Annotated in this window: 22 protein-coding genes and 2 pseudogenes; 10 read left to right on the top strand and 14 right to left on the bottom strand. The window is 72.1% G+C overall.

What is annotated here, in order from left to right; all coding sequences use genetic code 11:
• Positions 1 to 119: 119 nt before the first annotated feature.
• Positions 120 to 1,436 carry an NAD(P)/FAD-dependent oxidoreductase gene (locus ACZ56U_RS00410; protein WP_469081788.1) on the bottom strand — a complete coding sequence of 439 codons (1,317 nt, stop codon included), beginning with the start codon at positions 1,434 to 1,436 and terminating at the stop codon, positions 120 to 122.
• 170 nt (positions 1,437 to 1,606) lie between these two features.
• Between ACZ56U_RS00410 and ACZ56U_RS00415 the strand changes: the two genes are divergently transcribed.
• Together ACZ56U_RS00415 and ACZ56U_RS00420 are read left to right on the top strand one after the other, a co-directional pair.
• Entirely contained in the window at positions 1,607 to 2,566 is a 960-nt protein-coding gene (locus ACZ56U_RS00415) for a TIGR03557 family F420-dependent LLM class oxidoreductase (protein WP_469081789.1), read from the top strand.
• Between the two features lie 149 nt (positions 2,567 to 2,715).
• Positions 2,716 to 3,099, top strand: coding sequence for a VOC family protein (locus tag ACZ56U_RS00420; protein ID WP_469081790.1), 384 nt, complete (start codon positions 2,716 to 2,718; stop codon positions 3,097 to 3,099).
• An 87-nt stretch (positions 3,100 to 3,186) separates the two neighbouring features.
• On the opposite strand, the gene ACZ56U_RS00425 is transcribed toward ACZ56U_RS00420, so the two are convergent.
• On the bottom strand, positions 3,187 to 3,726 hold the full coding sequence (locus ACZ56U_RS00425) for a phage holin family protein (protein WP_469081791.1): 540 nt from the start codon (positions 3,724 to 3,726) through the stop codon (positions 3,187 to 3,189).
• A gap of 151 nt (positions 3,727 to 3,877) precedes the next feature.
• Between ACZ56U_RS00425 and ACZ56U_RS00430 the strand changes: the two genes are divergently transcribed.
• On the top strand, positions 3,878 to 4,225 hold the full coding sequence (locus ACZ56U_RS00430) for a VOC family protein (RefSeq protein ID WP_469081792.1): 348 nt from the start codon (positions 3,878 to 3,880) through the stop codon (positions 4,223 to 4,225).
• Between the two features lie 166 nt (positions 4,226 to 4,391).
• Here the strand turns inward: ACZ56U_RS00430 and ACZ56U_RS00435 are convergent.
• The 3 genes and pseudogenes from ACZ56U_RS00435 to ACZ56U_RS00445 form a co-directional block, all read right to left on the bottom strand.
• Positions 4,392 to 4,735: pseudogene (locus ACZ56U_RS00435) on the bottom strand (DUF5107 domain-containing protein); the annotation flags it as partial.
• A gap of 40 nt (positions 4,736 to 4,775) precedes the next feature.
• Positions 4,776 to 5,675 carry an arginase family protein gene (locus ACZ56U_RS00440; RefSeq protein WP_469081793.1) on the bottom strand — a complete coding sequence of 300 codons (900 nt, stop codon included), beginning with the start codon at positions 5,673 to 5,675 and terminating at the stop codon, positions 4,776 to 4,778.
• A 5-nt stretch (positions 5,676 to 5,680) separates the two neighbouring features.
• On the bottom strand, positions 5,681 to 6,241 hold the full coding sequence (locus ACZ56U_RS00445) for a GNAT family N-acetyltransferase (protein WP_469081794.1): 561 nt from the start codon (positions 6,239 to 6,241) through the stop codon (positions 5,681 to 5,683).
• A gap of 178 nt (positions 6,242 to 6,419) precedes the next feature.
• Here ACZ56U_RS00445 and ACZ56U_RS00450 point away from each other — a divergent pair.
• Positions 6,420 to 6,743 (top strand): annotated as a pseudogene (locus tag ACZ56U_RS00450) (transposase); the annotation flags it as partial.
• 51 nt (positions 6,744 to 6,794) lie between these two features.
• Here the strand turns inward: ACZ56U_RS00450 and ACZ56U_RS00455 are convergent.
• Positions 6,795 to 8,156, bottom strand: coding sequence for a cytochrome P450 (locus ACZ56U_RS00455; RefSeq protein WP_469081795.1), 1,362 nt, complete (start codon positions 8,154 to 8,156; stop codon positions 6,795 to 6,797).
• 80 nt (positions 8,157 to 8,236) lie between these two features.
• Here ACZ56U_RS00455 and ACZ56U_RS00460 point away from each other — a divergent pair, with 80 nt between their 5' ends.
• The 6 genes from ACZ56U_RS00460 (at position 8,237) to uppS (ending at position 14,170) form a co-directional block, all read left to right on the top strand.
• The gene (locus ACZ56U_RS00460; RefSeq protein ID WP_469081796.1) at positions 8,237 to 9,724 is read left to right on the top strand and encodes an FAD-dependent oxidoreductase; all 1,488 of its coding nucleotides are present in this window, start codon (positions 8,237 to 8,239) and stop codon (positions 9,722 to 9,724) included.
• Positions 9,721 to 10,215 carry a nitroreductase/quinone reductase family protein gene (locus ACZ56U_RS00465; protein ID WP_469081797.1) on the top strand — a complete coding sequence of 165 codons (495 nt, stop codon included), beginning with the start codon at positions 9,721 to 9,723 and terminating at the stop codon, positions 10,213 to 10,215. Before ACZ56U_RS00460 ends, ACZ56U_RS00465 begins: the two co-directional genes overlap by 4 nt.
• A 215-nt stretch (positions 10,216 to 10,430) precedes the next feature.
• Positions 10,431 to 11,273 (top strand): hypothetical protein, encoded by an 843-nt coding sequence (locus tag ACZ56U_RS00470; RefSeq protein ID WP_469081798.1) that lies wholly within the window; start codon positions 10,431 to 10,433, stop codon positions 11,271 to 11,273.
• A 49-nt stretch (positions 11,274 to 11,322) separates the two neighbouring features.
• Positions 11,323 to 11,919 carry a DUF6230 family protein gene (locus ACZ56U_RS00475; protein WP_469081799.1) on the top strand — a complete coding sequence of 199 codons (597 nt, stop codon included), beginning with the start codon at positions 11,323 to 11,325 and terminating at the stop codon, positions 11,917 to 11,919.
• Entirely contained in the window at positions 11,910 to 12,389 is a 480-nt protein-coding gene (locus tag ACZ56U_RS00480) for a DUF6114 domain-containing protein (RefSeq protein WP_469081800.1), read from the top strand. Before ACZ56U_RS00475 ends, ACZ56U_RS00480 begins: the two co-directional genes overlap by 10 nt.
• The gene (uppS, locus tag ACZ56U_RS00485; protein WP_469081801.1) at positions 12,374 to 14,170 is read left to right on the top strand and encodes a polyprenyl diphosphate synthase; all 1,797 of its coding nucleotides are present in this window, start codon (positions 12,374 to 12,376) and stop codon (positions 14,168 to 14,170) included. Before ACZ56U_RS00480 ends, uppS begins: the two co-directional genes overlap by 16 nt.
• 301 nt (positions 14,171 to 14,471) lie before the next feature.
• On the opposite strand, the gene ACZ56U_RS00490 is transcribed toward uppS, so the two are convergent.
• The 8 genes from ACZ56U_RS00490 to ACZ56U_RS00525 form a co-directional block, all read right to left on the bottom strand.
• On the bottom strand, positions 14,472 to 14,717 hold the full coding sequence (locus ACZ56U_RS00490) for a DUF1049 domain-containing protein (protein ID WP_469081802.1): 246 nt from the start codon (positions 14,715 to 14,717) through the stop codon (positions 14,472 to 14,474).
• Entirely contained in the window at positions 14,714 to 14,863 is a 150-nt protein-coding gene (locus ACZ56U_RS00495; protein ID WP_469081803.1) for a hypothetical protein, read from the bottom strand. Before ACZ56U_RS00495 ends, ACZ56U_RS00490 begins: the two co-directional genes overlap by 4 nt.
• A 47-nt stretch (positions 14,864 to 14,910) precedes the next feature.
• Positions 14,911 to 15,834: a S66 peptidase family protein gene (locus tag ACZ56U_RS00500; protein ID WP_469081804.1), complete on the bottom strand. Its 924-nt coding sequence runs from the start codon at positions 15,832 to 15,834 to the stop codon at positions 14,911 to 14,913.
• Complete coding sequence (locus ACZ56U_RS00505) at positions 15,831 to 17,783, bottom strand: prolyl oligopeptidase family serine peptidase (RefSeq protein WP_469081805.1); 1,953 nt, start codon at positions 17,781 to 17,783, stop codon at positions 15,831 to 15,833. The genes ACZ56U_RS00500 and ACZ56U_RS00505 overlap by 4 nt, the downstream gene beginning before the upstream one ends.
• Positions 17,784 to 17,798: 15 nt before the next feature.
• Positions 17,799 to 19,103 carry a M20/M25/M40 family metallo-hydrolase gene (locus ACZ56U_RS00510; RefSeq protein ID WP_469081806.1) on the bottom strand — a complete coding sequence of 435 codons (1,305 nt, stop codon included), beginning with the start codon at positions 19,101 to 19,103 and terminating at the stop codon, positions 17,799 to 17,801.
• On the bottom strand, positions 19,096 to 19,929 hold the full coding sequence (locus ACZ56U_RS00515; protein ID WP_469081807.1) for a M55 family metallopeptidase: 834 nt from the start codon (positions 19,927 to 19,929) through the stop codon (positions 19,096 to 19,098). Before ACZ56U_RS00515 ends, ACZ56U_RS00510 begins: the two co-directional genes overlap by 8 nt.
• Positions 19,930 to 20,012: 83 nt before the next feature.
• On the bottom strand, positions 20,013 to 20,738 hold the full coding sequence (locus ACZ56U_RS00520) for a class I SAM-dependent methyltransferase (protein WP_469081808.1): 726 nt from the start codon (positions 20,736 to 20,738) through the stop codon (positions 20,013 to 20,015).
• 152 nt (positions 20,739 to 20,890) lie between these two features.
• A complete protein-coding gene (locus ACZ56U_RS00525; protein WP_469081809.1) occupies positions 20,891 to 23,380 on the bottom strand; it encodes an ATP-binding SpoIIE family protein phosphatase in 2,490 nt (829 codons plus the stop codon).
• Between the last annotated feature and the right edge of the window lie 133 nt (positions 23,381 to 23,513).

Below are 23,513 nucleotides of genomic sequence, written 5' to 3' on the forward strand. Positions count from 1 at the left end.
GGAGGTGGCGGAGCGGTCGGAGCGATAGGGGCGGTCGGGACGGTCGTGGCTCTTGTCGGGACCGGTGGCGGGGTGGGCATCCGGACCGGGGTTCTTGGCGGGCTCACCGCCGAGTTGGTTCATCGCGGGCTTGTGCCCGGGTACGCGGGCCACTTCGGGGGACGCGTGTCCAGCGGGACCGACCAGGAGCGGACGAGGCCCAACTGGGCGGCCTGCCGGGGCAGTACGGCGTTGAGCAGCCAGTCCGCGGCGACCCGGACCCGGTTACCGGGCATCGCGGCGAGGTGGTAGCCGCGGGTCACCGCGCCGGCCGCCACCCCGGACAGCGGGACGTTCAGCGGGTTGGCGGCGCCCTTCGCACCGCCCAGGTCCACGACGAACCCCAGGTCCCGGTGCGCGTAGGCCCGGCTCGTGCCGTCCCCCAAGGAGGCGGCGACGTTGTGGGCGACCGTGCGTCCCTGCCGCCAGGCGTGCTGGGCGGTCATCGGCGTGTACTGGCCGGGCTCGTCCAGATCCGGCACCGCGGCCGCGTCACCGCAGGCGAACACCTCGGGCCGGCCCGGCACCCGCAGTTGGGGGTCGACCAGCAGCCGCCCGTGCTCCATCGGCAGCCCGAGCGAATCGGCGAGCGGATCGGGCCGTACCCCCACGCACCACACTAGGGTGCGCGTCTCGACGAACTCGCCGTCGGTCAGCAGCACTCCCCTCGACGTGGCCTCCTTCACGGACGTCCCCATGCGCACCTCCACACCCCGCTGCCGGAGCGTGCGATCGGCGGTGCGGGAGAGGTGCTCGTCCAGTTCGGGCAGCACCCGGGGCGCGGCGTCGAGCAGCAGCCAGCGCGGCCGCATGCCCTCCCGCGGCGGATGCCCGCGGGCCTGGGCGTCGGTGAACAACTGCCCGTACGCGGCGACCTCGGTGCCGGTGTAACCCGCGCCGACCACCACGAAGGTGCGACGGGCCGCGCGGGTCACGGGATCGTCGGCGACGGCGGCGAGTTCCATCTGCCGGGTCAGGTGGTCGCGCAGGTACAGCGCCTCCGGCAACCCGCGGAAGCCATGGGCGTGTTCGGCCACGCCGGGGACGGGCAGCAGCTTGTTGGCGCTGCCGGCGGCCAGCAGCAGCCGGTCGTAGGCCAGCGTGCCCTCGCCGCCCTCGGGGTCGGTGTAGTGGACGGTGCGCGCGTCGAGGTCGACAGCGTCGGCCTCGCCGAGCACCAGCCGCACCCGGGGCAGGGTGCCCGACAGGGGGACGGTGACCCGGCGTGGCTCCAGGATCCCGGCGGCGACCTGGGGCAGCAGGGGCAGGTACAGGAAGTAGTCGGTCGGGTTCAGCAGGGTGATCTCGGCCCTCCCCCGGGCCTTCCGGGAGAGTTCTCGGGCCGCTCGGTACCCGGCGAACCCGGCGCCGATGATCACGATGCGGGGTCGACTCACGAAGCGCCTCCGGGGCTGTCGCATACCTCGGCAGCCTTCCGCGTCCCCCTGGCCGGATGGCCCAAACGTGTGCCCCGGCCCCCTGCGCACTCGGCCCGGCCGCAGCCGGTTTCCGTCGCCGCCGCCGGGTACCCGGACTCGGCCGTCGCACAGCTGTTGGAGGTACCACCATGCCCGAGTACGGCTATTTCCTGTCCTGCGAGGAGTTCGGCCCCGCAGACCTCGTCGAGCAGGCGAGGATGGCCGAACAGGCCGGGTTCCGCTCCCTGTGGATCTCGGACCACTTCCACCCGTGGAACGACGCCCAGGGCCAGAGCCCGTTCGTCTGGTCGGTCCTCGGCGCGCTCTCGGAGGCGGTGTCACTGCCGGTGGAGACCGCGGTGACGTGCCCGACCGTGCGCACGCACCCGGCGGTGGTGGCGCAGGCCGCGGCGACCACGGCGGTGATGACGGAGGGCCGCTTCCGGCTGGGGGTCGGCAGCGGCGAGGCCCTCAACGAGCACATCCTGGGTCATGTCTGGCCGCCCGCGCACATCCGCCTGGAGATGCTGGAGGAGTCGATCCAGATCATGCGCCGGCTCTTCACCGGCGAGGAGGTCAACCACCACGGCACGCACTACACGGTGGAGAACGCCCGCCTCTACACCGTCCCCGACGAGCCCGTGCCGATCGACATCTCCGGCTTCGGGCCGGCGGCCACCGCGCTCGCGGCGCGGATCGGTGACGGGTACATCACGATGACGCCGGACGAGTCGATGGTGACCCAGTTCCGCAAGGGCGGCGGGGGCGCCAAGCTCGTCAGCGGCGGCACCAAGGTCTGCTACGGCACGGACCGCGCCGAGGCGGTACGGACCGTGCACCGGCTGTGGGGGAACCAGTTCCTGCCCGGCGAGATGGCGCAGATCCTGCCCTCGCCGAGCCACTTCGAGCAGCTCCAGCCGCTCGTCACCGAGGAGATGGTGAGCGAGAAGGCGGTGTGCGGGGACGACGTCGACGAGCACGTGGCGGCGCTGTCCGCGTTCGCCGACGCCGGCTTCGACCGGGTCTACGTCAACCAGATCGGCCCCGACCAACGCGGCTTCTTCGACTTCTACCGCACCAAGGTGCTGCCCCAGCTCCAGCAGGACTGACCTGCGCCATGTCGGCCGCGCCGGGATCGCCTCGCATGCGATCCCGGCGCGGCCGTCTCGTAGGTGGCCGCCATTGGCCGTCTCGTAGGGTGCCGGTCGGGGCAGCCTCCTACGGTGGCGGTCATTGGCCATCTCATAGGGTCGCGGTCATGGCATGCCGCATCAGTGAACTGGTCATCGACGCCGCGGATCCCGAACTGCTGGCCGCGTTCTGGAGCGGCGTCCTCGGCTACGTCGAGGTGGAGCGGGAGAGCGACGGGAGCATCGCGATCGGTCCGCCCGGCACCGGCTTCGGCGGTCCGCTGCCCACCCTCGTCCTCAGCCCGACGACCGATCCCCGGCCGGCGAAGCTCCGGTTGCACCTAGACGTCAGCGCTACCGACCGCGACCAGGACGCCGAGTTGGAACGGCTGCTGGTGCTGGGCGCCCGGCGCGCCGACGTCGGCCAGAGCGGCACCGAGAGCTGGCACGTCCTGGCCGACCCCGAGGGCAACGAGTTCTGCCTGCTGCGGGACCGCGTGCAGCCTGTGTGAGGCCTGGGCTGCTGGAGCGCTGCCTGGCCCGGACCGCCTACGCGTCACAGCGGAACCCGGGGTCGCACGGGGGCACCGGCAACCTGCTTACCGCCGGTGGTCCCGCTCGGGGTCGATGTCGTCCTGCTTCGGCGCGCCGGGAGCCGGTGTGCCGGTCGCCGGGGTACCGGCGGCGGGTCCGCCGGCCGCTCCGCCGACCCCACCGGGCGCGACGGGCGGCATCGGCGGGTACGGCATCCCGGTGCCGCCGGGCGGCATCCCCGGGGCCGAGCCGCCGATGACGTGGTCACGGCTCGCCTCGCCGCGTGCCTCGCGCTCCGGGGTGGGCCGGGACGAGGAGGGCCGGGCGGCGCCGCGCAGCACATAGGCGACGACCCCGAGGACCGCCGCGGTGATCAGGGCGGCGGCCCAGTCGGGCAGGACAAGGGCGAGGGCCAGCCCCAGGGCGAGGGCCACAGCGGCACCCGCGTAGAGGGCGACGGCTCCGGACGCGCCGTAGAGCATGGCCTTGCGGCGCTGCTTGCGCGTCTGCTCGCGCAGTTCCTCGCGCACGGTCTCGCGTGCCACCTGCGCCAACTCGTCGACGAGGTGCTTGTCCAGGTGCTCCAGACGATCCAAGCGGTCCATGCCCGCCGGGTACCCGCACACCCGTACGCATAACGCGCTCCGTGACGGCCGGTGCACGCGGCCGAGGTCTGAGGCCACCCCTCCCCGCGAGGCCATGGGGATCGCGTGAAAACGATCTCCTGCCCCGCTCGCCCCGACTACGCTCGTCCGCATGGACATTCTGGGAGCCACGCTGCGTGTCTGCGTCGACGACCTGGAGACGGCGGTCCCCTTCTACGAACGCCTCGCGGGCGGCCCGGCCCTCCGCTTCGAACGCGGCGGTGTCCAGGTGGCCGCCGTCGGCTGCTTCCTCCTGATGAGCGGCCCCGAGGCCGAGTTGGAGATCCTCCGCAAGGTCGCGGCCACCATCGCCGTCAAGGACGTCGACGAGGCCCACCGGGTGCTGACCGAGCTCGGCGCGCACATCGTCGCGGGCCCGCTGGGCACGCCGGTGGGGCGCAATCTGATCGCGATGCATCCCGACGGGATGGTGTACGAGTACGTGGACAGGCGGAGTTAGACCGCCGACGGCAGGAGCGCGCCAAGGCGGGCCGCCGACGACCGCGCACGGCTTCCTGGCGGCCGGTCACCGCATACGGAAGTCGTAGCGCGCCGGCAGCGGTTCATCGCTCACCCGCTCCCACAGCCGCCCGACCGCCTCCGCCCCCTCCCGCAGATCGGCGACGTCGGTACAGCAGTTCCCGACCGGTCGGCTTGTGGTGCAGGGCGGCGATCCGGCAGCCGAGTCCCGGGAACACGGTGACCCGCAACCGGTCGTTCTCGATCACGAGGGTGTCCAGGGCACGCGGTGCACGGGCCCGTTCGTAGCCCCGTCCCTGAGGTGCACCGGCAGCAGGCCGCGCAGCGGCTCGTACCCGATCTGCCGGGCCATGTCCCGCGGCAGGCCATCACGTTCCTCGACGCGGTGAAGCGTGTCGAGCGGTCGCAGCGGGGGCAGCGGGTTGTCGGGGCCCAACTCCGCGGCGGGCAGCGTCAGTACCTCACGTCGGATCGTCGTCACGATCGCCATGGAAGCCGCTCGTCGGGGAGCTGAACAGGGGAGCTACCGGTCAGGATTCCGCAAAGGCGGACATCACGACGTCCGCGAGGAGCGCCCCGGCGGTGCCGTCCGGGTCCAGGTCGGGGTCGTAGATGGTCACGTTGAGCCCGACGCAGTGCGGCGAGGCGAGCAACGGGCGCAGCAGGGCGACGAGTTCGTCGGGAAGCAGGCCGTTCGGGTCGGGGCTGTCCACGGCGGGCATCACGGACGGGTCGAGGACATCGGCGTCCAAGTGCACCCAGAACCCCGCGAGTTCGGGGATCTCGAAGGCCTGCGCGGTGGCCCGGGCGAGGGCGTCCGCGCCCCATTCGCGGATGTCGCCGACGGTGACGACGGGGATCTTGAGGGCGGCGAGTTCGGCACGGTCGTCCTCGAACTCGTCCCGGTTGCCGAGGAGTCGTACGTCCTCGTCGAGCAGATAGGGCTTCAGCCCCTCCAGGTCCGTGAGGTCGGCCTGTCCGCGCCCGGTGGCCAGGGCGACCTCCTCCCCGCCGGCCGCGCCGACGCGGTCGGAGTTGCCGGGATGGCGGAAGTCGGCGGAGGCGTCCACCGCGGCCAGTCCGTAGCGGCCGAGGCGGCGCAGGGCGAGGGAGGCGCCGAGCTGGATGGAGCAGTCACCGCCGAGGACCACCGGGAACTCCCCGGCCCGCACATGCCGCTCGATGCGGTCGGCGAGCCGCACGGTGTACGCGGCGAGCGCGGCCGCGTTGAAGACGCCGTCGCCCTCCTGCCAGTCACCGAGGTCGTAGCGGGGCGGCACCACCACCCCGCCCTCCAGGGCGCCGAGCCGCTGGACCAGCCGCTGCTCGCGCAGGGCGCCGGCGAGCTTGTAGACGCCGGGGACGGTGCCCGGCGCGGGCGGGCGCAGCCCGAGGTTGGAAGGGGCGTCCAGGACCACTCGCGTACGCATCGGCCTCACTTCCGGATCATCTCGGCGGTGATGGCCCACCGCTCGTGGTCCCGCCACGCCCCGTCGATGTAGAGCATGTTCGGGGAGAAGCCCTCCAGCCGGAAGCCGCAGGAGCGGGCGAGGGCGATCGACGCGGCGTTGGCGGGCTGCACGTTGATCTCCAGCCGGTGCAGCCGCATCCCGCCGAAGGCGTACCGCACCACCATCCCGAGTCCCTCCCGCATCAGGCCGCGCCCGGCGGCGTGCGCGAAGGCGCCGTAGCCGAGCGCCCCGCACAGGAAGGCGCCCTCGACGATGTTGTTGATGTTGATGAACCCGGCGATGGCCCCCGCGCCCCGCTCCCCGTCCATCTCGCAGACCAGGAACCCGGCCTTGGTCGGGTCCTCGATCAGCCGGCCCGCGTACGCGGCGAACGCGCCCGCGCTGTCCGGCGGGAACAGCCACGGCTGGTGCAGTTCCTTGCTCTCCCGGGCCCGCTCGGTGAACTCGGCGCCGTCCTCGTAGGTGATGTGGCGTATGCCCACGCGGGGCCCCTCGACGAGATAGCGGGATGCGGTGTGCGCCATCCGGTCACCTTACGACGGACCGGAGCGGGTGCGGCGGCTCGGGCGCTGGTGCGGCGGCAGGCACAAGCTCCCGCGGCTCGGGCGCTGGCGCCGCGGCGGGCACTAGGGCCTGTGTGACGTCGTGATCAATCTCGGGTTCTGGTCCCGTGCGGGGTTAGGGCCTGGTAGGACGCTGGGTGTGACACGTAGGCAACTCACCGACGAGCAATGGGAGTTCATCGAGCCGTACCTGCCGATAGGCGAGTACGGTCCGTACCCCGAGCGGCTGCGGGAGCAGTTCGAGGGGGTGATCTGGCGGTTCCGGTCCAGCGCCCAGTGGCGCGAGGTGCCTGCCGAGTTCGGACCGTGGCCGACGGTCTACGGGCGCTTTCGCGTCTGGCGGGACGCCGGGGTCTTCTCTGCTCTCCTGGAAGGCACGATCGCGGAGGCCGCCCGGCGCGGACAGACGGGCTTGTCCCTGGTCAGCGTGGATTCCACCACCGCCCGCGCCCACCACGACGCCGGCGAGCAGATAGCAGCGCTGTCATCCGACCTCTCAGGTCGTTCGCGGCGCTCAGGACTGGGCGGGTGCGGCGCTGGTCGTTCGCATCGGGGTGCGCTGGGTGATGAGGGCGGGCAGGGTGCCGGGGCGCAGGAAGAGCCGGGGGGTGGGGCGGTGGCGGTGTCCGGGCGGGGTGTGGAGTCGCCAGTGCTGGGTGATGGTGGCGAGTGCGGTGAGCATGTGGGTGGTGGCGAGTTGGTCGCCGATGCATTTGCGGGGGCCGGTACCGAAGGTGAGCTGGGCGACTTTGTGCAGGGCGCGGGTGCGTTCGGGCAGCCAGCGGTCGGGGTCGAAGCGCAGGGGGTCGTGGTGGATGCCGGGATGGTGGTGGGCGGCGTAGGCGCCGTAGGCGATCTCGGTTCCGGCGGGGAAGTCGGTGGTGCCGAGGCGGACGGTGCGCAGGGTGCGGCGGGCCAGCAGCCACACCGTGGGGTGCAGGCGCATCACTTCGGTGAGCAGGCGCCGCGTGTAGTGCAGGCGGGGCAGGTCCTCGGCCTGCACGGGGCGGCCGGACAGGACGGTGTCGAGTTCGGCGTGCAGGCGCTCTTCCGCGTCGGGGTGGCGGGACAGCTCGAGGAAGACGTGGGGCAGGACGTCGGCGATACCGTGGACGGCGGCGAACATGTAGAACGTGATCTCGTTGACGATCTGCTCGTCGCTCAGGGCTTCGTCGGTGTCGTGGTAGCGGGCGGACAGCAGTGCGGACAGCACATCACCACGGTCCCGGGGATCGGCCCGGTGCTGTTCGATGGCGCTGGTGATGGCCGCGCGCAGACGGGCCACCGCTCGCTTGAAAGAACCGGTTCCGGGCACACCGGAGAGCCGGCCGAGGCGGGGCAGGGCCACGCGCCAGTACACCCCGGTCGTGGAGGAGGCGGTGAGCGCGGCCAGCGCGCCGGCCATGGAGTCCGTGGCTGCGCAGAAGGTGCGGGCGGTGACGTCGTAGGCAAGGCGAGCCAGGTCCTGGTCCAGGCGGAGCGTCTGTCCGGCCTGCCAGTGTCGGCAGTGCGTTTGGGTGAGCTCCCGTACCTGCGGTACCTGGGCGGCGACGCGGCGGGGATGGAAGGCGGGCTGGAGGGCGCGGCGGTGCCGGCGGTGGGCTTCGAACAACGTCAGCCCGTCGAAGTGGATGTCCATCAGCAGGCTGGGCCCGAACTGGGGCGCGGCGCCGTCGGTGATCCGTCCCTTGGCGTAGTCGCGGGTGTCGGTGACCAGCATGCGGTGCAGCAGATCGGGGTCGGTGACCAGATAGACGTCCGGCCCGGGCCCTTTGAGCCGGACCACCGGGGCGAGCGTGTTGGCCTTCCTCATCAGCGGCAGCGGGTCGCGCAGCAGTTGCAGTCCGTGTCCGATGAACGGGAGAGCGCCGGGCATGGTCGGGACGGTTGCGGACATGGAGCCTCGCCCTCTTCTGCTGGACACACAAAGGAGTTGAGACTGTACGCTGCGTCACCATGTCAGAGGTAATTGTGATCGGGTCGGGGTTCGGCGGGAGCGTGGCCGCGCTGCGCCTGGCGCAGAAGGGCTACCGGGTCACCGTCCTGGAGACCGGACGCCGCTTCGCCGACGAGGAGTTCGCCTCCCGCCCCTGGCAGTTGCACCGCATGCTCTGGGCGCCGCGCCTCGGCCTGCACGGCATCCTGCGCATCCGGCTGCGCCGCAACCTGCTGGCCATCAGCGGGGCCGGCCTGGGCGGCGGCTCGCTGGCTTACGCGGGCGTGCATTACCGGCCCGACGAGGACGCCTTCCAGGAGCCGGGCTGGCCCGCGGGAGTCGACTGGGCCAGCGAACTCGCCCCGTACTTCGATGTGGCCGAACGCATGTTGGGAACCACCACAGTGCCTGGGCACGCCCGGCCGGGCGCTGGAGACCGGGTGCTGCACGAGATCGGCGAGGCCCTCGGTACCCGGGCGCACCCGGTCCGGGCGGGCATCCATTTCGGTCCGCCGCAACAGATGCTGGCCGACCCCTACTTCGCCGGCCAGGGCCCCGCCCGTACCGGCTGCACGCTGTGCGGGAGTTGTGTCACCGGCTGCCGCCAAGGTGCCAAGAACACTCTCACCAAAAATTACCTCCACCTCGCCGAACAACTCGGCGCACGTCTGCGCCCGATGACCACCGTCACCGCCCTGTCGCCGCGCCCCGGCGGCGGCTGGACGGTCCGCACCGCCCCCTCCACCCCCGGCAGGCGCCGTGGCGAAACGTTGAGCGCCGACCATGTCGTCCTGGCCGCCGGCGCCTGGGGCACCACCGAACTGCTCCACCGCGCCCGCGCCACCGGTGCCCTACCCGATCTCTCACTGGCGTTGGGAACGCGGGTGTGCACCAACCGCGGCGTCCCCCTGGCAGCCGCCGCCCCCCACTTCGACGTCGGACCCGGCATCGCCATCAGCTCCGCCGTACGCCCCACCCCTTCCACCCTGGTGCAGCTGTGCCGCGTCGGCCCCGGCACAGCCCCGCTCGCCGCCGCCTTCGCCTCCCTCACCGGCCCGCCCGGACGGGGGCAAACGCCACCCGCACGCCGCTTCGAGCAGCACACCGCCCTGCTCTTCGCCATGGAACGCAGCAACTCCGTCCTCACCAGCCGTTACCGTCGCGGCCGCCTGACCTTCACCACCCCCGACAGTACGAAGCCGACGAGCCTGCGCATGCCCGCAGCCGAAGACGTAGCCCGCGCCTACGCCTCCCAGATCGGCGGCCGCGCCTATACCTGGTGGCCCAGTCGACTGCTGCGCATGCCCGTCACCGTCCACCAGCTGGGCGGCTGCCCCCTCGGCGAAGACCCGCAGACATCGGTCGCCGACCTGCAGCATCGCGTACACCGCTACCCGACCCTGCACCTCAGTGACGCCTCCGTCATCACCGCCAACCTCGGTGTCAACCCTTCTCTCACCATCACCGCCATGGCGGAACGCGCCATGTCCCACTGGCCGGACGCATGAACCACCGCACCCGCCCCGTGCCGCGGTGGACCCTCCACCTGGGCCAGACACGGCTCTTCCTCCGCCTCGCCCCGCACCTGCTGCCACGCTGCGACCGTTTCGTTCACCGCCTGACCCGAGGCCGGTGGATGCCCAGCCGCCTCTTCCTGTCCGTCATCCAGCTCACCACCACGGGCCACCGCACCGGCCTGCCCCGCCACACCCCGATCTGCGCTCACCACGCCACTGTGGACGGCACGTGGCTGATCGTCGCCAGCAACTTCGGTCGCCCTCACCACCCCGCCTGGAGCACCAACCTCCTGCACCACCCCCACGCCGCCATCGCTGACGGCGGACCCGCCCAGCCGGTGACGGCCCGGCTCCTCACCTCGCACGAGCAGGCCGAGCACCGCGCCCGAATCCTCGCTGCCCTGCCCGTGTTCGACTCCTATGCGGCCCGAGCCCGACGCGACCTCCGCATCTTCCTGCTCACCCCAACGCCTCCCTCGTGACGTCCACGTCCGCGGTCCTCTCCCCAGGCGCGCCACGAGACACGATCCGGTGAACCGCCAGCCACACCCCCCGGTCGGCTCGTTCCCCTGGCATGACCCTTAACGTCGCGCCAACACCACGAGTTGACGTTCCGTTCCTGCACGCTCTTGTGCGGGAAGCGACCCATAGGCAGCGACGGGAAGATGCTGCTCCCCGCGGCCTGGGCGCGCACTGCATGTCGCGCTACTCAGAACAGCGGCTCGCATGGCTTCTGATCTACGGAGCTCTTCTCGCGCTCTGCCTCAGCGAACCTGGAATGGGGCCACGAGGACAACTGGGCCTGGGAATGGTCCTCGCCGGCCTGACGGGATTCCTGGCATGGCACGAAAGCCCATGGGTGCGGGCACAGACTCTGTGTGCCGTGACGGTGGCCTGCACGGTGGAATACATCGGCACCCACGTCATGCAGTGGTGGGACTACCGGCTCGGCAATCTGCCCGCCTGGGTCCCCGCCGGGCACGCAGCCCTCTTTCTCCTCAGCATCATCAGTGCTCGCACCCCAGCACCGCGTTGGCTCCGTCACACCGCGTATACGAGTCTGGCGGCGTGGTCACTGTGGGGCCTCCTGCAGGCCCAACGCCCCGACTACAGCGGCGCCTTCGGCCTCCTTGCCATCGCCGCTCTCCACCGAAATCCTGTGATGCGGACCCGCCTTCCGTGGATCATCGCGGTGACCGTTCCGGCGGAGTTTGCCGGCACCCACTTCGGCCTTTACAGCTACCGGCACCACGACATCACCGGACTGCTCCTCATGGGCAATCCACCCGCCGGCCTTCCCGGCGGCTACGCCCTCGTCGACTTTGCAGCCCTGCTGACGGCGACCCTCCTGTACCGGGTACGTCGCCGCTACCGCTCAGCAAGAAACCACCACGGCCGCGCCACGGAGCCGTCCGCACATTCCCTGCGAACCCTGCCGCCGGCGAAACAGGCAGATTGCCACCAGGGGCTGGCGCAGCCGGTTCCCGGAAGCGGGCCCTGCCCGCCCCTTGCAAGACGCAACCGGCGGCAACAGGGGTGAAGCGACTGCGCCGACCGTGTCGTGATCACGGAGCGGGCGTTGTCAAAGCATGAACGCCACACACCAGAACATCAAACCGAACCCACCCCCGACTCGGCGGCGTTGGCTGCGGTTCTGGCTGCTGATGGCACCGGCCTCGCTCGCAGCGGGCGGCGTGCTGCTCGCGATGGGCACCGGGGCACTGGCCGCCTCCGTCGCCGCCTCCGGCGAGGCGTTCAAGGTCTCCGGTGACAGGCTCAGCGGCAGCGGCTTCACCGCCCTGCCGGGGATGAACGTCGATCCCAAGACCGGTGCCCGCCGTCCGGTCCTGGTCGTCACAGCACAAGAGGCAGAACTGGCGAACCTCTGCGTCAGCATCCTCGTGAAAACCCCCCTGGGCCCGGTGACCGTCCGCGTCCACGCCGGCAGTGAGGAACCGGTGGCCGCCACCGGACTGGTCGTAGACAGCGACCAACTGCAAGGCGACATCAACTTCACCGACGTACTGGCCCGCTCCGAAGGCGGCTCCTCGGGCGGCTTCCTCGCCCGCACCGCACGAGTGACCGTGCACCACCCCCGCTTCACCGGATGGCAGGGCACCGCCGGCTCCTTCCGCCTGAACGGCCTGAGCATGCGCCTCACACCGGGAGCCCACGAATGCTACTGACCTGTCGCCGCGCCCACCCGCATCCCGGCCGCATCCGCCGGTGGAGCCGGCAACGCCCGCTGACCGCCGCCCTCCTGGTCTGTACCGCCGGCGCGGAAATGATGCTGCTGCCCTTCCTCGGCGCACCCGCCGCCATCCTGCGCCCCGGCGTAGCGGACGCCGCCGGCCTCGGCGTCAGCCTCCCGCTCTTCCTGGCGGGCCTCGTTCTGCTGCGCTTACCGCAACTGCACGCCCTGGTCGGCGTCGCCGCCGTCGCCCTGGCCGTGCTCGCCCTGATCACCTGCAACCTCGGCGGACTCCTCGCCGGCAGCGCGCTCGGGATGGTGGGCGGCTCCCTCGCCTTCGCCTGGGCTCCTGCGTCCGCAATGCACCAACCGGCCGTCCTCCCCGACCAACCCGGCGCCGAGCACGGCACTGTGCCGCAGCAGACCCTTCACGAAACGGAGGCGCCCCAGTGCCCGGCATCCTGACCCAGGCCGCCATCGACGACCCCGCCCTGCGAGCCGCCTACCTCCACTGCCGGCGCACTGTCCGGCGGGACGACCCCGTCGAATACTCGATCATGCAGCTGATGCCGCCGCTACTGCGCCCGGCCTGCTGGGCGATGTGGGCCGCCTTCAGCGCCGCCGACGACCTCGCCGACGCCCCGGCCGGCACGAGCGCCACCCGCACCGCGCAGCTGAAGGCATGGACCACCGCTCTGGAAGACGAACTCACCGCAGGACACAGCGACGACCCGGTCCGCCGCGCCCTGATCGACACCATGCACCGCTGGCGCCTGGACCTGGCCGACCTGCGGCTCTCCTTCGCCACCCTGGACGGCGACACTCGCGGCCGCCACCTGCACACCTGGGAGCAGTGGAGCGTTTGGGTCGGCGACTCCAACCTCTCCTGGGCCACACAGAGCATGACCCTGCTCGCCCGCGCCGGCGTCCCGGTTCCCGTGTGGCTGCGTCGCAAAGACAGCTACCAGCGCTACCTCGACGGGCTGTACCTCACCGACACCCTCACCGACCTCGCCCAGGACCTGGCCCGCGGCGAACTGAACCTGCCCACCCAGGTCCTCGACCAGTTCCCTGACGCCGCCGACCACCTGACAGCGCGACACTGGAGCCCCGCCGCCGGCGCGCTGATCGCCCACCTGACCGGGCAGGCCCGCCGCTGGCTCGATCAGCCCGGCCTGACCGGCACCCTCCATCCCGGCCCCGCCGAACTGCTGAGCACCGCCACCCGCCTTTTCCACGCCCGCCTCGATGCCGTCCAGGCGGCCGGGCCCGCCCTGCTGTCCCGCCCGGCGGTGCCCGCACCTTTCGTGCGCTGGCGCATCCTGGCCCCCGCCCGCACCAGAGGCGCCCTTGCCTGGCGCCTCACCCCGCTTTCCGCAACGCCGCACGGCAGCAGCCCGGGCTATGCCCTACCCCGCCAAACCCGTCCCCCCGGCAAGTTCCAGCCACCGGCCCCGCACCCCAGCGGAGCCCGCCCGCCGACCATTCCAGCGAGCCGGATGCCCCGCCACGTCGCCGTCATCATGGACGGCAACGGACGCTGGGCCACCCAGCGCGGCCTGCCCCGCCACGAAGGCCACCGGGCCGGCGCTGAGGGCGCCACACGTGACGTCATCCGCGGAGCCGCCGAGATCGGCCTGGCCCACCTGACCCTGTACGCCTTCTCCACCGAGAACTGGAAACGGGACACCGAAGAGATCGCCTTCCTCTTCGAAAGCATGCGCAATCAACTACGCACCTACGCCAACGACAAGGAAGAGCTCGGCATCCGTATCCGCTGGGCCGGCAGCGCCATGGGACTGCCCCAAGACCTGATCGAGGAACTCCTCCAAGCCGAGCTGAGAACCCGCCACCGCACCGGCTTGTGCGTGACGGTCTGCATCAACTACGGCGGCCGCGACGAACTCACCCGTGCCGCCGCCCAACTGGCCAGGGCCGCCGCCGCTGGTGACATCGACCCCGACCACGTCAGCGATAGCGACCTCGCCCGCCACCTGACCTGGCCCGACACGCCGGACGTCGACCTGCTCTGGCGCACCGGCGGCGAACACCGCATCTCCAACTTCCTGCTCTGGCAAGCCGCCTACGCCGAACTCCACTTCACCGACACCAACTGGCCCGACATCGACCGCCGCGACCTGTGGCAGGCCATCACCGAATACAGCGTCCGCCAGCGCCGCCACGGCGCCGCACCTGCCGCAGACTCAAGCAAAGACGGGACGGTCGTCCAGAGGGCTTGTCACTGAACCGCACTCACAGCACACGTGTCGCCCAGACCAGCCGCGCCCCGACCACCAGCGACTGGTCTGCCATAGGCCTTCACGGCGTGGCGGTCGTCCGGGAGAAGCCGGACGTTGAGTGTGGTCAGCGTGAATGCTTCACCGCGTCGGATGTCCGTGCAGCGGAGCGTCTGCGGGATCGTGACATTGATCGCCAGGCGCTTACTTCCAGATCGCTGCTCATGGACGGTTGATCTCACGCGAGTCGCCGCAGACGGCCGCCACCGGCTTGTACAGCAGACAGTTTGATCACGACCTCACACAGGCCCTAGCTCCGGCGCCTCATGAAATACGCCCCGCACAGGGCGCCGATGACGCCCGTGGCGAGGAGCGCCATCCACAGGGGCATGGTCACCTCGGGGATCAGCAGTCGGATCCTGGTGGCGCGGGTGTTCTCGAAGATGAAGATCAGGGCGAGGACGGCGAGCAGCAGGACGGCCACCCGGGCGGGCGTCACCGCGCCGCCGCCCTGTTCGCCGGTGGTGGTGCCGCTCTGGGAGGTCTTCGGGCTCATGCGACCAGGGTGAGCCCGAAGCCCGGGGCCCGCGCGACGAAGACCGCCCAGCGGGTGAACCGGCGCCCGCCGCGGACGCCCGGATCAGCCACCGACCACGGGCAGCTCCGGTACCCGGTGTCGCCGGACGCGCTCACGACGGTCACCGGCTTGACCCCGCGGTTCCCTGCGCTTGCACCGGCTCACCGAGCCGTCAACGCAGCGCCGGTTCCGCCATCGTCAACGTGCACTGGTCCGCGTCGAGTTCGGCCGCCACCCCGAACGGGATCGTCAACGCCCCTTCGCAGTGCCCGAATCCGAACTGCTCCACCACGGGCACGCCGAGGCCGCCGAGCCTGTCGAGCAGCAGGGCGCGCACCTTCTCGTACGGATCGCACTCCTCCCACGAACCGAGAAGCACCCCGCGCACCCCGTCGAACCAACCGGCGCGCAGGAGTTGGGTCAGGGAGCGGTCCAGGCGGTACGTCCCCTCCCCCACGTCCTCCAGGCACAGCAGCCCGCCACGCGCGGAGGGCCGGGCGTGCGGGGTGCCCCGGTCCGCGGCGAGCAGGGACAGACAGCCGCCGAGGGTGACGCCCCGGGCCCGCCCGGGGACCAGCGCGGTACCGCCGGAGGCGATCGTGCGGACCGTCTCCGGCGCGAGGAGGGTGGCCCTGAGATGGTCCTGCGCCCGCGCGTTCTTCAGGAAGTCGACGGCGGCCGTCATCGGCCCGTGCAGTGTGACCAGGCCCAGCCGGACGGCGAACGCCTCGTGCAGCGCGGTGATGTCGCTGTAGCCGACGAACACCTTGGGACCGGCCGCCCACATCGCGTCCCAGTCGAGCAGGTCCACCATCCGCTGCGCGCCGTACCCGCCCCGTGCGCACAGCACCGCGTCCACGGAAGGGTCGCACCAGGCGGCCTGGAGATCGGCGGCCCGGTCCGCGTCCGTGCCCGCCAGGTAGTCGAACTCCGCGTGCCGGTCCAGCACATGGGGTGCCGGCACCGGATCGAGGTCCCAGCCGCGCAGGATGTCGAGGCCGGCCTGCAACCGCTCCTCGGGCACCGGTCCGCTGGGCGCGACGACGGCCACACGGGCGCCGGGGGCCAGCCGGGACGGCCGGACGAGTTCCTTCACTTGCTCAGCTCCAATGTCGAAACGCCCGGTGGGGTGAGGCCGAAGACCTGTGCGTACAGGGAGAGTTCTGCCTCCAGTGAGCGGATCATCGTCTCCGCCCGCCGGAATCCGTGCCCCTCCCCCTCGAACGCGATGTACGCGTGCGGCACCCGCCGCCCCGCCATCCGGGCGAGGAACCGCTCGCACTGGACGGGCGGGCAGATCACGTCGTCCAGGCCCTGCAACAGCAGGAAGGGCGCGGTGACCCGGTCGGCGTGCTCGGTGGGCGACCGCTCCGCGTACCGCGCGGGCACCTCGGCGAGCGGGCCGACCAGGGTCTCCAGGTACCGCGACTCGAAGTCGTGGGTCTCCCCCTCGCCCCAGCCGGTCAGGTCGAGGACGGGGTACACGATGGTGCCGCAGGCGTAGACGTCGGTCGCGGCCAGGGAGGCCGCCGCGGTCCAGCCGCCGGCGCTGCCGCCGCGGATCGCGAGCCGGTTCCGGTCGGCGGTGCCCTCGTCGGCGAGGGCCTGGGCGACGGCCGCGCAGTCCTCGACGTCGACCACGCCCCACTGCTCGCGCAGCCGGTTGCGGTACTCCCGGCCGTACCCGGTCGAGCCGCCGTAGTTGACCTCGGCGACGCCGATGCCCCGCGAGGTGAAGTAGGCGATCGCGAGGTCGAGGACGAGCGGGGCGCGGCTGGTGGGCCCGCCGTGCGCCCAGACCACATAGGGCGGCAGTTCGTCGCCGGGTGCCACACAGGCCGGATGGTGGGGTGGGTAGATGTGGGCGTGGACGTCCCGGCCGGCGGGTCCGGTGAAGGTGCGGATCTGCGGCTCGGGGTAGTACGCCGGGTCCACGGGGTCGTCGTGGCCGGCGCCGATGACCCGGGCCCGGCCGGTCCGGGTGTCCAGCTCCACCAGTTCGTGGGCGCTGCGCGGACTGGCCCCGACGCCGACGACCCGCTCACCGTGCACCGCGAGCGTGGGCGCGAACTCGGTCCAGGGGCCCGCCGCGTCCACGACCTCGGCCGTCTCGGGGTCCAGTATGCCGAGCGCGGTGGCGCCGCGGCCGTGCACGACAGCGATCAGTCCGCTGCTCAGCGGGGCGAACCAGCGGTGGCCGAGCTTCCACAGCGGACCGCCGAACTCCTCCTCGCGCGGACACAGCGGTACCCCGTCGCGGTACAGGTTCCACCAGCCGGTGCGGTCGCTCGCGTACAGCAGGGCGCCGTCGTGGGCCCAGTCCACCTGGGCGATCGCCTCCTCCGGCCCGCCGGCGACCGTCCGGGCCCCGCCGAGGGTGCCGTCGTCCCGGACGTCCGCGAGCACCAGCTCGGTGCCGTCCCACGGCATCCGCGGATGGTCCCAGGCCATCCAGGCCGCGCGCCGCCCGTCGGGGGCGAGCCGGGGGCCGGTCAGGAACCGGTGCCGGTCGGGGGCGAGTTCGCGTACCGCGTCCCGGTCCTGGGCGGCCGAGCCGTCCAGCGGAACGGCGGCCAGGACGCGCCGCACGTCGCTGGGCCCGTCACCGGTGAACTCCTCCAGTACGCACCACACCTCACCGCGTTCCTGGAGCAGCACCGGGTCCGCCCAGCGCAGCCCGCCACCCACCGGGGACACCGGGGTGAGGGGTCTGGGGTCGCCGCCCGGGGTGTGGCGGTACAGACGCTGGTCGGCGAAGTCGACGAAGACCACCAGGGGTTCGCCGGCCACGACCGCGCCCGCCCAGGGCTGTCCGCCGTACTCGATGACCCGGCTGCGCACGTTCCACGGCGCCGGCAGCACCGGCTCCACCACGCCGTCGACACGGCGCCGCAGCAGTGTGCGCCGGCCGCCCTCGGCGGGGCGTGGCTCGGTCCACCAGACCTCGTCGCCGACGAAGCCCGCGAACTCGGGGTGCCCGTCGTGCGCGGCGGCCAGGGCCGCGTCGATCGGTGAGGGCCAGGACCCGTACGGCAGCGTCTCCACTTCTCCCCCAGTCGCTCAGGCCGTGCGCAGGAAACGGTCGAGGACCCGGACGCCGAAGTGCAGTGCCTCGACCGGGACCCGCTCGTCCACCCCGTGGAAGAGGGCCTGGTAGTCGAAGCCCTCCGGAAGCTTCAGCGGCGCGAATCCGTAGCCGGTGATGCCGAGTCGCGAGAACTGCTTGGCGTCGGTGCCACCGGACATGCAGTACGGCACCACGTGCCCCTCCGGCGCGAACTCCTCGACAGCGGCACGCATCCTCGCGTACGTCACCGAGTCGAGCGGTGCCTGGAGGGCGACCTCGCGGTGGTGGAACTCCCAAGTGACGTCCGGCCCGGTCAGCCGGTCGAGGGTGGTGCGGAACTCCTCCTCGCCGCCGGGCAGATAGCGTCCGTCGACGTAGGCCACGGCCTCGCCCGGGACCACGTTGAGCTTGTACCCGGCCTCCAGCATCGTCGGGTTGGCGCTGTTGCGCACGGTCGCCTCGACGAGTTCGGCCGCCGGACCGAGCTTCTTCAGCAGCCCGTCGACGTCGTCCAGGGCGGGCTCGATGCCGTACAGGGCGGCGAGTTCGGTGAGCGCGGCCCGGACGGTCGGGGTGAGGCGCAACGGCCACTCGTGCGCGCCGATGCGGGCGATCGCGGCGGACAGGCGGGTGACGGCGTTCTCCGTGTTGACCTTGGAGCCGTGTCCGGCCCGGCCGCGCGCGGTGAGCTTCAGCCAGCCGGTGCCCCGCTCGCCGGCCGCGATCGGGTAGATCTGCCGCCCGGCGCCGTCGTGGAAGGTGAACGCCCCGGACTCGCTGACGCCCTCGGTGCAGCCCTCGAAGAGCCCCGGGTGCCGGTCGGCGAGGAACCCGGAGCCGTCCTCGGCGCTGGCCTCCTCGTCGGCGGTGAAGGCGAGGACGATGTCCCGCCGGGGCCGCACCCCTTGGCGGGCCCAGGACCGGACGACGGCGAGGATCATCGCGTCCATGTTCTTCATGTCGACCGCGCCCCGGCCCCAGACCACGCCGTCGCGGATCTCGCCGGAGAACGGGTGCACGCTCCAGTCGCGCGCCTCGGCGGGCACCACGTCCAGATGACCGTGGACGAGCAGGGCGTCCGCCGAGGGGTCGGTGCCCTCGATGCGCGCCACGACGTTGGTACGGCCCGTGGTGCGTTCGAGCAGCACGGGGTCGAGGCCCGCCTCGGTCAGCCGCTCGGCCGCGTACTCGGCGGCGGGCCGCTCCCGGCAGTCGCCGCCGCCCCGGTTCGTGGTGTCGACACGGATGAGGTCGGAGGTGTACGTCACGACCTCGTCCAGTGCCTGTGCGTCAGCCATACTGCTCCTCCACCGCGGCCGAGGCGATCGTGGTGACCGCCTTGAAGGTGCGAATCCCCTCGTACATGGTGGCGCTGGTGTACCCCACCTTCCGTTCGCCGATCCGGTCCACACCCGGGACCACGGTCGCGGCCAGGGCGAGATGCTCGGCGTCGAACTCCAGGGCGATCGTGAACGGCCCGCCCCGGACGGGTGGGTGACGCACCGCCAGCCCGGCCGCCTCCTTGGCCGCCGCACGGATGTCGGCGGCCGTCCGCGCGGGGGTCCGGCACACCGCCGCGTACCGGGAGACGTGGTCCTTCACGGCGACCTTCAGCGCCTCGGGCGCGTAGCCGAGGGCGTCCTCGCAGGCCACGTCGTCACCGGTGACGAGGACGACCGGAACGCCGTACTCGGCGACCACGTGCGCGTTGAGCAGGCCCTCGCTCGCCCGGACGTCGTTCAGCCACACCCCGGTGATGGAGTTGGCGAGGTAGGTGTGGGCGAGGACGCCCTCGGCGCCCGCGCCCGCGTGGTAGCCGACGAACGCGATGCCGTCCACGTCGCCGTGCTGCACGCCCTCCACCATGGACAGCGACTTGTGCCGGCCGGTGAGCATCTCGGCCCGGTCGTCGAGGCGCTCCAGAAGGAGGTTGCGCATGGTCCAGTGCGCCTCGTTGACCACGACCTCGTCGGCGCCGCCGTCGAAGAAGCCCAGCACGGCGGCGTTCACGTCCGAGGTGAACATCGAACGGCACCGCTCCCACTGCGGCGTCCCCGGCAGCACGTCGGCCGGCCAGGTGACGCCCGTGGCGCCCTCCATGTCGGCGCTGATGAGGATCTTCATGCCGACTCACGCTACGCGGTTCCGCCGCATCCCGGCAGGCCTGTGGATAACTCTCACCGGACTAGACCAATGCCGGGCACCCCTCAGGCCGTACGCCCCACCACCAGCCACTTCGAGGGCAGCTCGATGCGGGTGCCGTCGGGGGCGTGATCCGTGGTCGTCAGCGGCAGTTCACCGCCGGCGAGGACGGTGAGCCCGGCGGCGCGCACGTAGTGGGGCACCGTGTCGTCGGAGACCTCTCCGGGCGCGATGCCGTGCCGGAAGATCGGCGCCAGCTTGGGCGGCGGGCCGTCGGCCCCCTGGGCGAGGCCCAGCAGAATCGGCTTGGCGGCCTCGGACAGCTCCACGAGGAAGCCCCGGCCGCGCTCGCCGAGGAGGGTGGCGACCCCGTCCATCAGCGGCTGCCGGTCGGCGGGCTCGCACTGGTGGAGCACTCCTCGCATGTAGACGTTGCTGTCGCCGAGCTCCGCGTGCAGCGCCGCCGCCTCGTCCTTCTCGACGGCGTCCAGCACCCGGTAGGCGGCCTGTCCGGCCGGATCGGCCTGCCGGGCGTGGTCGATCGCCGCCTCCGACAGGTCGACGCCGAGGACGTGGGCGAACCGCTCGGCGAGGAAACGGGTCTGGGTGCCGTTGCCGCAGCCCAGGTCGACCAACGGCAGGACCGGGTCGCTCACGAAGGGCTCGAACAGGGCGAGGTGCAGACCGGCCGTCACCGCGGGCTCCGCGTCCCAGAGCACCGCTCCCTGCCCGCCGGGGGCCTCCCGCCAGAAGCCCTCCCAGGCCTCCCGGTACCGACTCGTGATGCTCATGCCCAACTCCCCAGGATGCGACCGCGGCCCGCCAAATATGACGGGCCAGTACGGTCTATCGCGCCCTGGTCGCGCCTACAAGCGTGCGGCGCATACCTTCACTCAGCGTGCGCCTCCGCCACGCCCTCGCCCCCTGTGCGCCCCGGCGTCGGTCAGCGTCGCGGCAACGTCAGTTCGCACCAGACGGTCTTGCCGGTCTTCGTACGGCTCGTGCCCCACTCCCGGGCGAGGGTGGTGACGACGCGCAGACCGCGCCCGAACTCGTCCTCGGGGCCGGCGCTCAGCAGGGTCGGCAGGTCGTGGTCGTCGTCCTCCACCTCGCACAGCAGGGTGTCGCCACGCACCAGACGCAGCTCGACAGGGCGGCTGCGGGAGTGCCGCACGGCGTTGGTGACGAGCTCGCCGACCATCAGCTCGGCCGTGTCGGCCAGCCGGGCCAGGCCCCAGTCGTGGAGCTGCTCACGCACCACGGAGCGCGCCCGGCCGACCTCCAGGGGGTCCAAAGACAGCCGCCACTCGGCGACGTCGTCCGGCTCGATGCCGTTGAGCCGGGCCATCAGCAGGGCGACGTCGTCCTTGCGGCCGCCGCGGCCCTCCTCTGAAAACGTCGCGGCGAGGGCGCGGATGATGGTGTCGCAGGCGTCGTCCATGGAGGCGGCGGGGTGAGCGGCGGACTCGCACAGGGTCGCCAGGCCGACGCCGATGTCCTCACCGCGAACCTCGACCAGGCCGTCGGTGCACATGACCAGCCGGTCGCCGGGCCGCACGGGCACGCGTACCGACTCGAAGGCCACGCCGCCGACGCCGATGGGCGCGCCCGTGGGCAGATCGAGGAGCTCGCTGCGGCCGTCCCCGGCGTGCACGATCACCGGCGGGATGTGGCCGGCGTTGGCGATGTGCAGTTCGCCCGCGATCGGGTCGTACACGGCGTACAGACAGGTGGCGAGGTAGGTGTCGCCGAGCCGCTGGGCGAGGTCGTCGAGGTTGCGCAGCAGCCGGGCAGGGGGCAGGTCGAGGGCGGCCATGGTCTGTACGGCCGTCCTCAACTGGCCCATCATGGCGGCCGAGTTCAGGCCGTGACCCATGACGTCGCCGACGACGAGGGCGGTGCGGGCGCCGGGCAGCTTGACGGAGTCGAACCAGTCGCCGCCGACCCGGCCGAGCAGGGTGCCCGGGAGATAGCGGGTGGCGATGTCGCAGCCCGCCATGCGCGGCGGGATGTGCGGCAGCATGCTGTCCTGGAGGGTCTCGGCGACCGACTCCTGGTAGGTGTACATGCGCGCGTTGTCGAGCACGAGGCCCGCGCGGGCGGCCAGTTCGGCTCCGGTGACGCGGTCCATGTCGTTGAACTCGACGCGCTCCGGGTGCCTCAGCAGGATCATGAAGCCGAGGACGACGTTGCGTGCCTTGAGCGGTACGACCAGCATCGAGCGGCCGGTGATCAGCGGCCGGATGTCGCGCTTTTCGAACTGCGAGGCGATGGCGTGGCCCATCTGCTCGCTGATGCGCGGCACGAGGACGGGCTCACCGCTGGTCATGCACTGGAAGAACGGGGTGTGCGCCGGGAACGGCATGGCCTCGCCGACCGGCACGACGTCGTCCCAGCGGCCGGGTTCGTCGGTGTGCTCGAGGGCGACCCGGTGCCACATGGTGGTGGTGTCCGGCACGCCCTCGGGGAACCCCTCGCCGGCGACGACCTGTTCGCGCAGGTAGGTGCCGGCGACGTCGGTGAAGCGCGGCACGACGGCCCGGCTGACCTCGACGATGGTCCGCGACAGGTCGAGGGAGGTGCCGATCCGGCCGCTGACCTCGTTGAGGAACTCCAGCCGCTCGCGGACCGCCGCGTACTCGAGGTCCTCGACCTCGTCGGAGAGTTCCCGCGGGACGGGCAGCCCCTGGGCCGCGGCCCGCGCGGCCAGCTCCCGGCGTGCCCTGCGCTCGGCACGGCGCGGCACGCCCCAGTCGGGGGTGACGGGCACCCGGTCACTTTGGCTGAACTCCAGGACGGGGTAACCCAGTTCGAGGACCTGGGCGACGATGCGCGCGCTTTCCCCGACGCTCATGCTGGGCAGGATCTCGGGCAGACGCCTGGCCAGCTCCTCGGCGCCGGGGAAGTCGGTGTGCAGCGCGAAGGCGGGCGCGATGCGCTCACCGGGGATCTCCTCGCCCGGTCCGCCGGCGTGCAGGTCCGCCGCGTCGGCGGCGAGCACCAGCAGCCGCTCACGCCCCGGGCCGACCAGGGGGTACGCCCACCACAGCACGTCCAGCCGGTCGGGTCCAGCGACGGTCAGGCGGGCGCGGCCCGCGGCCGGGTAGGACAGCCCGCCGTCGAGGGACGACTCCAGGTCGGGTCCGAGTCCGTCGTAGGCCGCGTACACGCCGTACGGCGCGAGTTCGTCGTGCTCGGGCAGGGCACCGGAGACGGGCAGCAGGTCGAGCGCGGGGCGGCCGATCGCCTCTTCCTTGCCGACGCCGAACAGCCGTCGCGCGCCCTTGCTCCAGTGGGACACGAGAGCGTCGCGGTCCACCACGACCACGGCCAGGGGAATACGCCCGGCCGCGGCCTGTTCCACCGCGCCGTTCCCGGCTCCGCGGCTGGGAGGTGCTTCCCTCTCGGTGCCACGGTCGCTGCCGTTTGCCATGGCCCAGGCCCTTTCTCCCCACGGCTCCGCAAGATCTGTGCCGCTCGGTCCACCGTAGGGCCACACGAAGTGGTGATGTGCGGCAATAGGCGAATTGGCCGCGCGGATCACTCCCGCGTACGCCCCGGCGCTC

The organism is Streptomyces sp. NPDC034103, assembly GCF_055575395.1.

Bases quoted from the DNA above. Each gene is read 5' to 3' on its own strand.
- ACZ56U_RS00430 (WP_469081792.1), top strand. From the start codon at position 3,878: ATGGACATTCTGGGAGCCACGCTGCGTGTCTGCGTCGACGACCTGGAG.
- ACZ56U_RS00465 (WP_469081797.1), top strand. From the start codon at position 9,721: ATGAACCACCGCACCCGCCCCGTGCCGCGGTGGACCCTCCACCTGGGC.
- ACZ56U_RS00525 (WP_469081809.1), bottom strand. From the start codon at position 23,380: ATGGCAAACGGCAGCGACCGTGGCACCGAGAGGGAAGCACCTCCCAGC.
- ACZ56U_RS00480 (WP_469081800.1), top strand. From the start codon at position 11,910: ATGCTACTGACCTGTCGCCGCGCCCACCCGCATCCCGGCCGCATCCGC.
- ACZ56U_RS00520 (WP_469081808.1), bottom strand. From the start codon at position 20,738: ATGAGCATCACGAGTCGGTACCGGGAGGCCTGGGAGGGCTTCTGGCGG.
- ACZ56U_RS00515 (WP_469081807.1), bottom strand. From the start codon at position 19,929: ATGAAGATCCTCATCAGCGCCGACATGGAGGGCGCCACGGGCGTCACC.
- ACZ56U_RS00415 (WP_469081789.1), top strand. From the start codon at position 1,607: ATGCCCGAGTACGGCTATTTCCTGTCCTGCGAGGAGTTCGGCCCCGCA.
- ACZ56U_RS00475 (WP_469081799.1), top strand. From the start codon at position 11,323: ATGAACGCCACACACCAGAACATCAAACCGAACCCACCCCCGACTCGG.
- ACZ56U_RS00460 (WP_469081796.1), top strand. From the start codon at position 8,237: ATGTCAGAGGTAATTGTGATCGGGTCGGGGTTCGGCGGGAGCGTGGCC.
- ACZ56U_RS00470 (WP_469081798.1), top strand. From the start codon at position 10,431: ATGTCGCGCTACTCAGAACAGCGGCTCGCATGGCTTCTGATCTACGGA.
- ACZ56U_RS00425 (WP_469081791.1), bottom strand. From the start codon at position 3,726: ATGGACCGCTTGGATCGTCTGGAGCACCTGGACAAGCACCTCGTCGAC.
- ACZ56U_RS00445 (WP_469081794.1), bottom strand. From the start codon at position 6,241: ATGGCGCACACCGCATCCCGCTATCTCGTCGAGGGGCCCCGCGTGGGC.
- ACZ56U_RS00455 (WP_469081795.1), bottom strand. From the start codon at position 8,156: ATGCCCGGCGCTCTCCCGTTCATCGGACACGGACTGCAACTGCTGCGC.
- ACZ56U_RS00420 (WP_469081790.1), top strand. From the start codon at position 2,716: ATGGCATGCCGCATCAGTGAACTGGTCATCGACGCCGCGGATCCCGAA.
- ACZ56U_RS00440 (WP_469081793.1), bottom strand. From the start codon at position 5,675: ATGCGTACGCGAGTGGTCCTGGACGCCCCTTCCAACCTCGGGCTGCGC.
- ACZ56U_RS00490 (WP_469081802.1), bottom strand. From the start codon at position 14,717: ATGAGCCCGAAGACCTCCCAGAGCGGCACCACCACCGGCGAACAGGGC.
- ACZ56U_RS00510 (WP_469081806.1), bottom strand. From the start codon at position 19,103: ATGGCTGACGCACAGGCACTGGACGAGGTCGTGACGTACACCTCCGAC.